This is a genomic window from Clostridium sp. ZBS2 (assembly GCF_023845855.1).
GTDB lineage: Bacteria > Bacillota > Clostridia > Clostridiales > Clostridiaceae > Clostridium > Clostridium aquiflavi.
The window spans coordinates 302,936-317,906 of record NZ_JAMQIF010000006.1 but is presented as its reverse complement, the minus strand read 5'-3'; the positions used below and the strand labels follow the sequence as shown (position 1 = coordinate 317,906).

Genomic DNA, 14,971 nt, shown 5'->3' with positions numbered 1-14,971 from the left:
TTCTATAAATAGTCTTATCTAATAAGCAAAATCAAATATATCTCACCAAATTTATACATATATTCCATATACCTGTAATTTTATCATTTACCTAAATACAATTCAACAAAAAACATATATTTAATATTATATAAATATTTTTAATATATTAGGTAAATAATATTATTGTGAATATGTATTGAAGGTGATTTTATGAAATTTAACAAATTTAACAGATTATTTATTTTATTATTAACATTTATTCTGATAACTAATTTAAATAGTAAAGTAGCTTATGCAGAAGATGAATCGAAAACTAATAAAGTTATATACTTAACTTTCGATGATGGACCAGCCAGTAAAGTTACAGAAGATGTTCTAGATATTTTAAAGGAAGAAAAAATACATGCAACATTTTTTTTAATAGGAGAACAAGTTAAGGGTCAAGAAGATTTAGTAAAAAGAATTTATGATGAGGGACACTCTCTAGGTCTGCATAGTATGACTCATAAAAAAAATAATTTATATTCTTCTAATGAACATTTTTTAAAAGAAATGTTAGAAACTCAAGAATTAATAAATTCTATTGTTGGAATAAAACCTAATATTCTAAGATTTCCATTTGGATGTAACAATAATAGTTATAAGTTGTGTAAATCCATGATTGATTTACTTCATGAAAATAACTTGAAAATATATGATTGGAATGTCGATAGTGGTGATGGTGCTAACCATTCAGCTGCTCCTAGTACATTTATAAAGAACTCTAGAAGTGATAAAGAGCAAGTAGTTTTATTAATGCATTGCGGATATATTAGTAAAAATTCAGTTAAAGCTTTACCAGAAGTGATTAAATATTATAAAAATAATGGGTATGAATTCAAAGCTATTACAGAAGATACTCCTGAAGAATATCACATTATTAAATAGGAATTTTTAAGTTTAACTAAATCAAAATTAAAAACATCTATATTATTGAAAAATCAATCAATAATATAGATGTTTTTTTATTTACTATAATTTAAGCATATGCTTTAGTTGTTGATACAGTTCTTGCAACTATTTTATACATTACATATCCAGCAAATGCATTCAAAGCTGTTGTCGGTAATACTACTGCCATAAATAGTATCCCAAATGAAGCTCCTCCTGGTAAACCCGCTGTCAACATTAATACTGTTAAAAATATTGTTCCACTCACTAAAGTTCCAACAGATAGCAATATTATTATTTGTATATTCTTTTTAACCCTTTCTCTTAAAGGAATTAGCACTAAATACATAATATTACATGTAATAAATTTATCTGCAATATTAGGCAATTGACCTCCTGGTGTTTTACTGGTTAAAGCTGTAAATATTCCTACTATAAGGCCACAAATTATTGTAGTTTTATAATCTTTATTATAAACAATTATTATAAATAACATAGCTAATGCAAAATCTGGTTGCATTGGTAACCCTAGTGCTGGTGTAAGTTGATGTAAAATTACTCCTATTGCTATTAAAATTGCATTTGTAATCATTCTTTTTGTATTCATTTTAATTCCCCCATTTTTTATATCAATTAATATTCAAAGTCTTTAAATACAATTCCTTTCACAACATAACTACCACACCCCATACAATTTAATTTTTAAGTAGCTAGTATCTATAAGTCACATTCAAATAAATAAAAAAAAACCGTCCTATATATAAATATATATAGGACGGATATTATCCGCGTTGCCACCTAAATTGCATAAATAAAAATGCCTCTCTTTTTTTGATACTAACATATCTCATTCGCTATAACGTGCGACTTACGGCTCAACTACTCTCTAAAAGATTTCATATTGCTCCTCAAAGGCCCATTCATCATTAGCATTAGTACTGAAATTTCACCATCTTCAGCTCTCTTAAACTTAGCACCTGATTACTATCCCTCTTCTTAGGATTTGTATTATTAATATATATATTATCCCCTTTTTACACATTTGTCAATTTTATTTAGAAATTTCTTTGCATATCATATTTTTAATTTTTTCAAATCTTTCTGGCTTACTATAATAGTATCCTTGTACCACATCACAAGAAATTCCCTTCAAATAATCTACTTGTTGTTTTGATTCTACGCCTTCTGCTATTACTTCTATTCCTAATTGATGTGATAAATTAATAATATTTTCTATTATGCACTTATTTTTTGAATTCTTTTCTAAGTCAACCACAAAAGTTCTATCTATTTTTAATGCATCTATGGGAAGTTTAGTTAAATAATTAAGAGATGAATATCCTGTTCCAAAATCATCTAATGCTATACTTATTCCCAAATCTCTAATTTCATTAAGAATTTTTATATTTTTATCAAATGATTTCATTAGCATACTTTCAGTAATTTCCACTTGAATATAATTAGGATTAACTCTATATTTATATATAAATTTCTTTAAATCTAATACAATACTATCTTCTCTTAGCTGCATTTCTGATAAATTTACTGCCATCTTAAAATTTAAGTAACCTTCATTTATTAATATTCTTACCTTTTTAAAAACTTCTTCTAATACAAAACTTCCAATTGGAATAATCATTTTAGTATTTTCTGCTATTGGTATAAATTCATCTGGACTAACAACTCCCATATCATTACTATTCCATCTTACCAAAGCCTCAAAACTTCGTACTAAAAAATCATCCAAAGTAACCTTAGGTTGAAATACTATAAATATCTCTTTATTATCTAATGCATATCTTAATCCCTTTTGTAATGAATATACTCTATTTAATTCAAGTGATATTTTATCATTAAAAAAATTATATTCATTTTTTCCATTTCCTTTTGCTACATACATAGCAGCATCTGAATTTTTTAATAGTGTATCAAAATCCACACCATTATATGGATACAAAGATGCTCCTATACTCACACTAACATATACCTCTTTCTCATCTATTATTATAGATTCATCAAAAGACTTAACTATTTTTCTACATAAAATACTTATTTCATTTAAATCAATAATGTCTGGAATAAATATTAAAAAAGTATCTCCACTATATCTACATACTAGATCACGTTCTGAAACCAAAGATAATATTTTATTAGCAGCTACTTTTAATGCTACATCTCCAAATTCATGTCCAAAAGATTCGTTTACATATTTAAAATTATCTAAGTTAAGCATTAACATAGCACATTGAACTTGTTCTTCTTTACATTCTTTTAAAAATCCCATTACAGTTCGTTTAAAATAATAACAATTAGGAAGTTCTGTTGTTCTATCACATTCAATTAATGATGTTATTTTTTGATTAATGAAATACTCTTCAGATAATTCTTTATATAAAAGGTCTATCTCGGAAATCCAATAATTAGAATCCAAATTTTCAAAACAATAATGTATTCCCATTAAAGTATACCCATCATATTTCTTAACTACCTTCCCCACAAAGATGAAATATAGAATATTATTATTATTTTTTATTCTATAATGAGTTACTAGATGCTTTTTAGAATCATAAATTTTTTTTAAGTCTTCTTTGAATATATCTTTTATTTTATTTAAATCTTCTAGATATATATAATTTAAAAATTGATTAATTTTCTTATTGTCTATTTCATAATCCTCTAAAAAATCAACTATTTTATAGTCAAATGTCAATTCATCCTTTAATGGATTCCAGAACATAGTTATTCCATTAATATCTAAGTGATTAAATAAATCCTTGTAATTAAAATTTAATTTTTCTATATTCATAATTAACATTCCCTCATCAAATAATTATTTTAATTACTTGTCATCATCTGCCCTGCTGTCTTTTTTATCATTTACTAAAGATAAAACTAAAGCTGTAGTAGCTGCAAGAACACCCATAATTTTTCCGTATTTTTTTAAGTTCATCATTCTTTCCTCCTACTCTTTTTATTTTATTATACCTAATTTTTAACTAAAATGCTTTAAATTGATTATGTAATTTATTATATTCATATCCGATGCTTTTACATCTATGTACTATATCTTCTTCTTTTAAATCCAAATCATAACAAAGTGATTGTAATGAATCATAATTATCTCTTAATTTCATATTCATAATACTAACCAATAAATTAGCATCCATACTTATTACATCTTCTCTATTCATCTTCATCATTCCTTTATAGATATTTTATTTTTATTTATAATATACTTTTTATTCTATTATTTTATATAATTACTTTCAATTACTCCGCCCACTTTGCTTATGCATATATCAACACCCTGCTAAAACAGATCCTATATTAAAAAGGTTGTCAAAATTAAGACAACCTCTATTTATTCTTCGTCATATACATCTAAAAATGAATATTTTTTATTTCCTTTTTGCCATCCTAGTATTGAATCCATACTAACATTTTCAGCAGATTTAAATATAGACTTATCTACACCATCAAAATTTTGTTTTAATTGTGCAATTAGATCCTTTATTTCATATCTCTTATTGCCTGTTCTTTCTGCTGCTACCATACATGCACAATTTAACGGAGCAATTCCAGTACTTTTAATAAATTTCTTTATGTATTCTTCTTCAATATAATACATTGGTCTTATTAATTCTAAATTTTCAAAATTTGCTGATTTAAGCTTTGGTAGCATTGTTTTGAAATTACCACCATATAATATATTTAATAAAGTTGTTTCTATAACATCATTATAATGATGTCCTAATGCTAACTTATTGCATCCAAGCTCTTGAGCTTTATTATAAAGAGAACCCCTTCTCATTCTAGCGCATAAATAACATGGGTAATCCTTAGCCATTTTATCAACTACATCAAAAATTCCTGATTCATAAATAGTTATTGGAATATTTAAATATTCACAGTTATCTAATAACAATTGTCTTATATGTGGATGATATCCTGGATCCATAGCTATAAATTCTACTTCAAAATTCATTTGACCATGTTTTTGAAGTTCTTGAAATAATTTTGCCATAAGAATACTATCTTTTCCTCCTGATATGGCTACTCCAATTTTATCTCCTTCTTGAATAAGTTCGTAATTCTTAATTGCTTTTACAAACTTAGACCAAACATGTTTTCTATATGTTTTTACTATACTTCTTTCAATATCTTTTAATGGCTTTTTTTCTTCATCCGGTATAATAGTCGGACAACCTTTACCTGCTATACTATTCATAATATACACCTCATTTTTTCATAGTAATTATAACATCATTTATATAAATTTAAAAATAATTATTTTTACAAACCTTTATAATTATCGACTAATTAATCAACAAATTTTTAACATTATTCATTATTTAATTAACAATGAAAATTACTACAATTAGTATAATTTTTGCATTATTAGGATGAAACTATACTAATTTTGATGATTATTTTCTTAATAACCTTTTAATTTTTATGTAAAAGTTTAAACTTAGATAAATTTTTAACAATTTCTTATTGAATATTTTTGGAAACATGATAAAATTACATTGTCGGTATTCTTAATAAAGAAACTGAACAGAAAAACTAATAATTAAATTTTTCTGAATTATATCCTTATTAAATATGGGAATAAGAACGGAGGCATTTTATGGAAAGAATTAATGTAAAAACAAAATTTTCAACTAGAAAAATGGCTATGGTAGGTATGCTATCTGCTATCTCTATTTTTTTAGGCTTAACAGGATTAGGATTTATTCCAATACCACCTGTTAAAGCTACTATCATGCATATACCTGTTATCATAGGTGCAATTATTGAAGGACCTGTTGTTGGTGCTTTAGTTGGTGGAGTGTTTGGATTATTTTCAATGTACCAAGCGTTTACAGCTCCAATGCCAACATCATTTATATTTTGGAATCCTATAATTGCAATATTACCTAGAGTTCTAATTGGGATAGTATCATACTATGTTTATACATTCTTAAAAAATAAAATTAAAAATAAAAGTATTAGTATTGGTACTGCTGCTATACTAGGAACGCTAACTAATACAATTGGTGTTATGGGCTTAACATATATTATTTATTTAGAAAAATACGCTCATGCATTAGGAATTAGTAGACAAGCTGCTACTATAGGAATTGGTAGTGTTATTACACTTAATGGTTCTATAGAAGCTATTGTAAGTGCTTTGATTTCAGTTCCAGTAATAATGACAATATTAAAAATAAATAGGAATAATTAATTTCAATATTAAATAAAAAAACAATGGTGTAAAATAACTATATCTTTTTACTATCATTGTTTTTTTGTTTATTAGAACAAAATCGCCAAGGCGACTTTAGAGCCGTGGATTTTTTTAGCCATGCACCCTTTCCAAACGCAGTGAAGGAATAATGGTGCGGCATATGCATAAGTAAAGCTGGACATGTAATTAAAATCTAGAGGAGGTATTTTTTATGGAAGAAATTAAATTTTGTGATATAGATGGTATAAAGCTAGGACATGCTGAAAATAAAGAAGGTGGAACTGGGTGTTCTGTTGTCATCTGTGAAAATGGTGCAACTGGTGGAGTTGATGTTCGTGGCGGTTCACCTGGTACAAGAGAAACCGATTTATTAAATCCAATGGAAATGGTAGATAAAATTCATGCTGTTGTGCTATCTGGCGGAAGTGCTTTTGGCCTGGATGCTTCTAGTGGTGTAATGGAATATTTAGAAAATAAAAATATTGGCTTTGATGTAACTGTTGCTAAAGTTCCAATAGTGTGTCAAGCAGTTTTATTTGATTTAGCATTTGGTGATTCTAAAATACGTCCAAATAAAGAAATGGGAATTAAAGCTTGCTTAAATTCAGAAGAATACTATGATGATATAAACGGTAATATAGGTGCTGGATTTGGTGCAACCGTAGGAAAGTTTTTAGGACCAGATTTTTCAATGAAAGGTGGTCTAGGTACATATGCTGTTAAAATTGGACCTTTAGAAGTTGGTGCAATTGTAGCTGTCAATTGTCTTGGTGATGTAATTGATCCACAAAATTTAAATATAATTTCTGGTGCATATGATCGCAAAAATAATAATTTTTTAAATACAGAAAATTTATTATTGTCTAGCTTATATAATCCTATTAATCCATTTAAAGGGAATACCACTATTGGAATAATTGTTACTAATGCAAACTTTACTAAAGCAGAAGCAAATAAAGTCGCTTCTATGGCTCACAATGGCTATGCTAGAACAATGTATCCAGCTCACACTATGTTTGATGGAGATACAATATTTACAATGTCAACAAATAAAGTTAAATCTGATGTTACTACTGTTGGGATGATAGGCGCTAAAGTAATGCAAGAAGCTATTCTAAGAGGTGTTAAATCTGCAAAATCATTATTTGGAGTACCTAGTTTTCAAGATATAAATAGATAAATTTAACATTATTATCGAATTTTATTAACGTATGTAGTTTTTTGGATTTTATAATTAATTTTTACTAATATTCCTCTCATTACATAGAGTATATTTTTTGATATGGCACAAAATAATACTGCAAAGCAGAAAAGCTTAGCAAATAAAATTATTTTATAATTAGATTAAAGGAGGAATATATTATGGCAAATTCATTAGTACCAGAAGCAAAAAACGGGTTAGCAAAATTCAAAAATGAAGTAGCAAATGAAATGGGTGTTCCATTTACTGATTACAATGGTAACCTTTCTTCTAAGCAATGTGGAAGCGTTGGTGGAGAAATGGTTAAGAGAATGGTACAACAATACGAATCTGGCATAAAATAGTATTCTGACTGTGTACCAAAAGAGGAGATAGATATACTCTAATATTAATAAATTAATATATGACTTTTCATTTTAAATATAGGATTATGAAAAACTGAAATTTTTCAGATAAAACAAATTCTCATTTAAAATAAATCATATATAAAATAATTTATTAAACATAAAAGGAGTATTCTATCTCCTTTTACATTTTATTATTATAAGGCTGTGTTTTAATTTTAGCAAAGTGTTGATATATGCATAAGTAAAATTGTACAAATGCCACTTTTACCTATTGCATATATCAACACTTATTTAAAACAGAGCCTATTATAAAGTTTGTAAAGATAATTTAAATAAGAAATTCTAACTTCACGAATTATATTATTAAAATATTTTTAATAAATAAAACTTAATTATTTACAGGTTTCAATATTATTTCTTCATTGGCTCCATCAACTACTACTTTAGATCCATAAATTAAATCTCCTTTAATTATCATTCTTGCAAGACTATTTTCTAAAGTATTTTGAATATATCTTTTAAGAGGTCTTGCCCCGTATATTGGGTCATATCCTTCTTTAGCCATTATTGATTTAGCTGAATCAGTAACTTCTAGTTCTATATTCTTATCTTTTAATCTGTTCTTAACTTCATTTAAAAATATATTTATAATTTTCTTTATTCCATTTTCAGATAGTGGTTTAAACATAATTATATCATCAACTCTATTTAAGAATTCCGGTTTAAATCTTAATTTTAATTGATTTATTACATCTTCTTTTATACTTGGTTCAATATAATTCTCACTTTTATTCTCTAATAAATAATTACTACCTATATTAGAAGTCATTATAATTATAGTATTTTTAAAATCTACTGTTTTTCCTTTATTATCAGTTAATCTACCATCATCTAAAATTTGAAGGAATATATTAAATACATCATCATGTGCTTTTTCTATTTCATCAAAAAGTACTACACTATATGGATTTCTTCTTACTGATTCTGTTAGTTGTCCGCCTTCATCATAACCTACATATCCTGGAGGCGCTCCAACTAATCTTGATACTGAATGTTTTTCCATGTATTCTGACATATCGATACGAATAATATTTTCTTCTGAATCAAATAAATTTCTAGCTAAAGTTTTTGCAAGTTCTGTTTTACCTACTCCTGTTGGTCCTAAAAAGATAAATGATCCTATTGGTCTATTAATATCTTTAAGCCCTGCTCTAGCTCTAAGAATTGCATTTGTAACAGACTCAATAGCTTCGTCTTGACCTATTACTCTTTTGCTCATCTCGTCTTCTAATCTTAAAAGTTTTTCTCTTTCACCTTCAAGAATATTACTTACAGGTATTCCAGTCCATTTAGATAAAATTTGTGAAACTTCCTCTTCTGTAACTTCTTCTTTTAAAAGAGCACCTTCATAATTTTCTTTAACTTCTAATTCTACATTTTTAAGCTTTTCTTCTAATGCAGGAATTTTACTGTATTGAATTTCAGCTACCTTGTTGTATTCATAATTTCTTTGAGCAGCTTCTAATTCTCCTCTAGCTTCATCTAGTTCTTCTTTAATATTTTTTAAAACAACTATATGCGCTTTTTCTTTTTCATATTTAGCTGTCATCTCATCATTTTCTTCTTTTAATCCAGCTAATTCTTTTTCTAAATCTGTTAATCTATTTTTAGACCCTTCATCTTTTTCTTTTGATAATGCTTCTTTTTCAATTTCAAGTTTAAATATTTTTCTTCTTATTACATCTAACTCTGTTGGTAGAGAATCTATTTCTGATCTTATCATGGCACCTGCTTCATCAATCAAATCAATAGCTTTATCTGGTAAATATCTGTCTTGAATATATCTATCTGATAATTTTGCAGCTGATACTATTGCCGAATCATGTATTCTTATACCATGATGTATTTCAAACCTTTCTTTTAATCCTCTTAATATTGAAATTGTGTCTTCAACAGTAGGTTCTTCTATTATTACTGGTTGAAATCTTCTTTCTAGAGCCTTATCTTTTTCAATATATTGTCTATATTCATCAAATGTTGTTGCACCTATACAATGAAGTTCTCCTCTTGCAAGTAATGGCTTAATTAAGTTACCTGCATCCATAGCTCCATCAGTTTTACCTGCACCAACAATAGTATGAATTTCATCTATAAATAAAATTATTCTACCTTCACTATTTTGAACTTCCTTTAAAACAGCTTTTAATCTTTCTTCAAATTCACCTCTATATTTGGCCCCTGCTATTAATGATCCCATATCTAAAGAAAATATAATCTTTTCTTTTAGACCCTCTGGTACATCACCTCTAACTATTCTTTCAGCTAGCCCTTCAACTATTGCTGTTTTACCCACACCTGGTTCACCTATAAGAACAGGATTATTTTTTGTTCTTCTTGATAGAATTCTTATAGCTCTTCTTATTTCTTCATCTCTACCTATAACAGGATCTAATTTATGCTTTTTAGCTAACTCTACTAAATTAGTTCCATATTTAGCTAATGCATCATAAGTTCCCTCTGGGTCTTGAGTATCAACTCTTTGACTTCCTCTAACTTCTGATAAAACTTTTAAAAATTTATCCTTAGTAATGTTATATTTATTTAATAATTTAGCCACTTCTCCATTTTTATCAATATCCATTATAGATAACATTAAATGTTCAACACTTATATAAGAATCTTCGAATTTTTTTGATATTTCTTCTGCTTTAATTAAAATTTCATCTACTTTTCTTGTGATATATACTCCCGAATTTGATGCACCTTCACCTAAAACTTTAGGCATTGAATCAATTATTTTATTTAAATTATCTTTTAAAGATTTTACTTGAATACCCATCTTAGTAAAAATATTAGGTACTAAACCATCTTCTTGATTAACCAGAGCAGAAAAAACATGAATTACATCTATTTGTTGGTGATTATATTTAACTGCTATAATATTGGCATCACTTAAAGCTTGTTGTACTCTTAATGTCATTTTTTCTATATTCATTCTTCTTGCCTCCCCTATTTATTTTCACTATATATTTTCTTCTTTAAATATATAATAATACAAAGGTCAAAGAAAGTCAAAGTATATTTAAAAAATAAAAAAAGTTCTATTAAATTGGATTTTTAATAGAACTTTTTAATGACATTATTTTTTTACGCCTCAACTTCCAATGATAAATAAGGCTTATTTCTATTTCTGGAATAAGAAAATATACTTATACAATTCTCTACATCTTCCATTCCTGTTAATGTTAATCCAAAATTTTCTTCATAATAATTAAACCACTTGTTTACCATTTCAGAAACATCTACACTTAGAAAATGCTCATCTTTATTTCCTTCAATAATTAAGAAATTACCTGTGTATTCATAACTAGGTGCGTTATTCCAATTAACTGCTAAAGGATTATATTCTTCAGTATTATTATTTAAGAAAACTTTATTTCCAGAAACCTGTCTAAAATTATATATATTTTTTTCTACACATAAATTCAATGTTGCAGATTTTATCTTATAGGTGTTTAATATTTTATCCTTTATATCAAACATCATTAGTGTCCTAAAAACGTTACCATCAGTTCCTACTACATTTCCTACTGGTAAATACTTATTTTCATAAAAATTTTCTTCATTAAATCTTCTACTAATCACAGATATAGATGAAGGGTAAACAGAAATAAATTTCATTAAACCGCTCCTTTAAAATTATCTTTCTTAATCTATATCTATGAAGATATTTAACTTTTAATTCACATTATCAAAATTATTATATATGTAAAAATAACACATTTATGTTATTTAACATAAGTGTGTTATAAAGACATAATTTTATCTATAAATTTAGTATTCATAGTGTATTAAATTTAGCTTAATATTTAACGGCAGTGAAAGATACCCCTTAATTTTTTTATATTCTTTTATCCACAAAAAAAGCTAAATTAAAATATTTTAACGAATCAGATACAGATCCTAGTTTATAATACATATTTCCCATATCTATATATCTTTCCTTACGTTCTTCTTTAGTACCTGATTTAAATAAAGCATCTAATGCTATATTCATATATTTTTCAGCTTGTACATAATCTCCTAATTTCTGAAGTATTGTACCCTTTAAATAATATGATTTCTTTAATAAAGATATATTATCAGTAGAAATTGCAATATTTAAAGATTCATCTGCTATTTTAGATGCAATTTCAAATTCTGAATTCTTTACTAAAATTTTAGTACAAGAATTTAAAAACTCTACATATTTTTCTTTATTATGATGTGGGAATGTCTTTATTCCCTCTTCTATTTCTTTTATGGCTTTCTCTCTATCATTTATTTGAAAATAATATTTACCATAATCACCTCTAGATAATGCTAAATTTATAGGATTATGTTTTTGATATTCAAAAGCTTTAATTTTAAAGTCTTCAGCATAATCTTTATTTAACTTAATACACAAAGTCGCATATGCATGATATATTTTTCCCTTATTTAAGTCACTATTTATTTTATCAATATCTTTAATTACTATTGATAAAAGTTCATATGCTTCTTCATATTTATTTAATCTTTGATAACAAATAGCTTCATTATATAAGATTAAGCAGTACTCTTCCCGATCTATTTTTTTATTTTCTTGATTTAAAATTTCTCTTAATTTATTATAATAAGCTATTGATTCTAAATACTCTTTATTTTCATATAAGTATCTAGCCATATCTTTAAAATATACTAATGTATTTTCAACATTATTATTTTTTTGATACAAATCATAATATTGAGAAACTATTAATTGAATATTTTCAACTTTACTTTGTTCAACATAATAAGTAAATAGTATATGTATTAATTCAAAAGCTAAATCATTATATTTATATTTCAAAGCATATTCTAAATTATATTTCAGCTTATTTTCACACTCTGAATCCGAAGACAATGTCTTTTTTATTAATTCTAAGTTATTTAATATTTGATCATATACATCTTGTATTAAATAATTTAGTTCAATTCCTATTTTCTCTGATATATATTCTAATAGTTCTTTATCAGCCTTAACTTTTCCATTTTCTATACAACTCATTTTAGAAATTGAAATTTTAGTTCCACATAAGTCTTTTAATGTAATACCTTTAAAAATTCTAGCCCTTTTTATTTTTTCCCCTGTAGATAATATTTCCACTTACATCACCCATTTATATTTATTGATTCATTATATAATATGAATTAATTTTATTTTATTAATCCTAACTCTTCAAAAAATTTAATTCCTTCATTTAAATAATTACTTGCTCTATTTTCATCTTTTTTATCCATAAAATGCTTACCTATTTTCATAGCTATTTCGCCTGCTTTTAATAAATCTTTGCTTTCTTTAGCTTTAGCATATGCTTCCATGATCATTTTTTCAGCATTTTCATATTCTTCTGATATATTAAAAATTATATATTGTATTAATTTACATTCTATTAATCTACTAAAATCATTTGGGTCTATAACTTTATCCATTTGTTCTACTATTTTTCTGCATTCTTCTATATTTTTAAGTTTTAGATGTGATTTACATATGTCTATTAAAACATCTACTTCATTTTCAAATTCATTTTGATTAATTACCTTTTTAGATATTTCATAATGCTTAAACGACTCTTCTAAATTATCTAATTCATAAAATAATTTACCTAAGTTATGTTCAATTTCTACTACACTCTTTTTGTGTTCTATTTTTCTATAGACTTCTAATGCTTTTTTAGAATATGCAGTAGCTTTCAATAAATCTCCTCGTTTATTGAATTCTTCAGCTAAAACAAGCAGTGTTTTGGCATAACCTTTATCACTATAAGTTCTTTCTAATTTCTTCTTGGCAACATTTGAATATTCTAATGCTTTATCTAAATCTTCTATATTAAAATAAGTTCGTGCCATATTATAGTATATTTCTCCTAATAAAAAGTCATCTTCTATGTTATTATCTAAATATACTTTTTCTGCTTGTCTTAAATAACTACTAGCAGAATGATATGCTCTTAAATTTATTGTTATTTTGGCTAAGTTTAAAAACGTTTTAATTATTTCTTCATAATTATTATTTTTAATAAATATAACATTAGAAGATAAGAAAAACTTTTGTGCCATTTGAAAATCTTTTTTATAAACATATATTTGTGCTGTTATAAATAATAATCTTGCTTTTCTATATTCTAAATTATATTTTTCTGAATAATATAAAGCATTTTCTATGTATTTTTGTGCAATGTCATAAATTTCTAATAATATATATGATTCTGCAACTTGTTCATAATAGATGCTTATTTTTTCGGCTTGACTTTCTTCCGACTCCATAAGATGTTCAATACTTATATTTAATGTTGCTGCTAAGTATTCAAGCAAATCCATTGATGGATTTGATCTTCCTGATTCAATTAAACTTATTTGACCAGGAGTTATCCTATTCTTTGCTAAATCTTTTAATGTCATATTTAATTCTTTTCGTCTCGTCTTTATTTTTTCACCCAATGACAGGATTTCCACATTTTTCAACTCTTTTCTATACCAAGAATTATTATATTAATAATTATACCATAAAATCACAATAAACTACACCAAATTATTATTATTTTTCTATTATTTATGTATCTTTTACATTTTTATGCAATATTGATGTAATTACATTATATTTAATATATTTTTTTATTTAACTTTTAATAATATAAATAATATTTAAAAATTTCATTATAAAATATGCTACAAAAATAAAAAGACAAGAAAAAATAAATGTTTTTTCTTGTCTTTTTGATAAACATATTTTTATTTCATACAACAATTCATCATATTATCATATGTATCTTCAGCCATATTTCTCATTTTTGTTCCAACTCTTCTCATTTTCTTTTGAGTTCTGCGATCTAAATTAGGCATAAATGCCATTCCTACAGCTGTACTAATTAATGCTCCTGCAACAATTCCCTTAGTAAATTTTCCCATAATAAACACCTCTTACATTTTTTTTGCTATGTTTTAGTATAATGTTTATATATTTAAAACATAGCCATTTTATTATATTAATTGTTCTATAAATAAGTTATGTATTTTTTTAAAATTTACTCCAAGAAATTATTGGTTTATTTTATAATTTGGCTCTGTTTTAAATGCGTGTTGATATATGCAATAGGTAAAGTGGCATTGTAATTGGACTTTGAGAATTGTTAAGTGAGAATCTAAATTTTATATTTAGCTTTTCGAACTTACTCAGCGAAGTCGAGTTTCCTTTTAATATTGTCATATTTACTGCTTGTC

Annotated in this window: 13 protein-coding genes and 1 other annotated feature; of the genes, 4 read left to right on the top strand and 9 right to left on the bottom strand. The window is 25.8% G+C overall.

Annotation, left to right across the window (positions count from 1 at the left end):
• Window positions 1-192 precede the first annotated feature (192 nt).
• On the top strand, window positions 193-909 hold the full coding sequence (locus NG918_RS04030; RefSeq protein WP_252224700.1) for a polysaccharide deacetylase family protein: 717 nt from the start codon (window positions 193-195) through the stop codon (window positions 907-909).
• Window positions 910-1,000: 91 nt separating this feature from the next.
• Here NG918_RS04030 and NG918_RS04025 read toward each other — a convergent pair whose 3' ends face one another.
• The 4 genes from NG918_RS04025 to NG918_RS04010 all read right to left on the bottom strand — a co-directional run bounded on the left by NG918_RS04025 (window position 1,001) and on the right by NG918_RS04010 (window position 5,140).
• Window positions 1,001-1,519, bottom strand: coding sequence for a tryptophan transporter (locus tag NG918_RS04025; RefSeq protein WP_252212723.1), 519 nt, complete (start codon window positions 1,517-1,519; stop codon window positions 1,001-1,003).
• A 161-nt stretch (window positions 1,520-1,680) separates the two neighbouring features.
• Window positions 1,681-1,919, bottom strand: a binding site (T-box leader).
• A gap of 44 nt (window positions 1,920-1,963) precedes the next feature.
• Window positions 1,964-3,718 (bottom strand): putative bifunctional diguanylate cyclase/phosphodiesterase, encoded by a 1,755-nt coding sequence (locus tag NG918_RS04020; protein WP_252212724.1) that lies wholly within the window; start codon window positions 3,716-3,718, stop codon window positions 1,964-1,966.
• Between the two features lie 190 nt (window positions 3,719-3,908).
• Window positions 3,909-4,103 (bottom strand): DUF4250 domain-containing protein, encoded by a 195-nt coding sequence (locus tag NG918_RS04015; protein ID WP_252212725.1) that lies wholly within the window; start codon window positions 4,101-4,103, stop codon window positions 3,909-3,911.
• Between the two features lie 170 nt (window positions 4,104-4,273).
• Window positions 4,274-5,140, bottom strand: a complete 867-nt coding sequence (locus NG918_RS04010; protein ID WP_252212726.1) for a tRNA 2-thiocytidine biosynthesis TtcA family protein — start codon at window positions 5,138-5,140, stop codon at window positions 4,274-4,276.
• A 402-nt stretch (window positions 5,141-5,542) separates the two neighbouring features.
• Between NG918_RS04010 and NG918_RS04005 the strand changes: the two genes are divergently transcribed.
• From NG918_RS04005 to NG918_RS03995, 3 genes are all read left to right on the top strand, one after another.
• Window positions 5,543-6,139 (top strand): ECF transporter S component, encoded by a 597-nt coding sequence (locus tag NG918_RS04005; protein WP_252212727.1) that lies wholly within the window; start codon window positions 5,543-5,545, stop codon window positions 6,137-6,139.
• 214 nt (window positions 6,140-6,353) lie between these two features.
• Window positions 6,354-7,322 carry a P1 family peptidase gene (locus tag NG918_RS04000; RefSeq protein ID WP_252212728.1) on the top strand — a complete coding sequence of 323 codons (969 nt, stop codon included), beginning with the start codon at window positions 6,354-6,356 and terminating at the stop codon, window positions 7,320-7,322.
• A 182-nt stretch (window positions 7,323-7,504) separates the two neighbouring features.
• Entirely contained in the window at window positions 7,505-7,687 is a 183-nt protein-coding gene (locus NG918_RS03995) for an alpha/beta-type small acid-soluble spore protein (protein ID WP_012423416.1), read from the top strand.
• 391 nt (window positions 7,688-8,078) lie between these two features.
• On the opposite strand, the gene clpB is transcribed toward NG918_RS03995, so the two are convergent.
• From clpB to NG918_RS03970, 5 genes are all read right to left on the bottom strand, one after another.
• Window positions 8,079-10,685, bottom strand: coding sequence for an ATP-dependent chaperone ClpB (gene clpB, locus NG918_RS03990; RefSeq protein ID WP_252224694.1), 2,607 nt, complete (start codon window positions 10,683-10,685; stop codon window positions 8,079-8,081).
• A 152-nt stretch (window positions 10,686-10,837) separates the two neighbouring features.
• A complete protein-coding gene (locus NG918_RS03985) occupies window positions 10,838-11,371 on the bottom strand; it encodes a DNRLRE domain-containing protein (RefSeq protein WP_252212730.1) in 534 nt (177 codons plus the stop codon).
• Window positions 11,372-11,591: 220 nt separating this feature from the next.
• A complete protein-coding gene (locus tag NG918_RS03980) occupies window positions 11,592-12,857 on the bottom strand; it encodes a helix-turn-helix domain-containing protein (protein ID WP_252224691.1) in 1,266 nt (421 codons plus the stop codon).
• A 50-nt stretch (window positions 12,858-12,907) separates the two neighbouring features.
• The gene (locus NG918_RS03975; RefSeq protein WP_252212732.1) at window positions 12,908-14,206 is read right to left on the bottom strand and encodes a helix-turn-helix domain-containing protein; all 1,299 of its coding nucleotides are present in this window, start codon (window positions 14,204-14,206) and stop codon (window positions 12,908-12,910) included.
• A 276-nt stretch (window positions 14,207-14,482) separates the two neighbouring features.
• On the bottom strand, window positions 14,483-14,659 hold the full coding sequence (locus NG918_RS03970) for a YtxH domain-containing protein (RefSeq protein WP_252212733.1): 177 nt from the start codon (window positions 14,657-14,659) through the stop codon (window positions 14,483-14,485).
• Window positions 14,660-14,971: the final 312 nt, after the last annotated feature.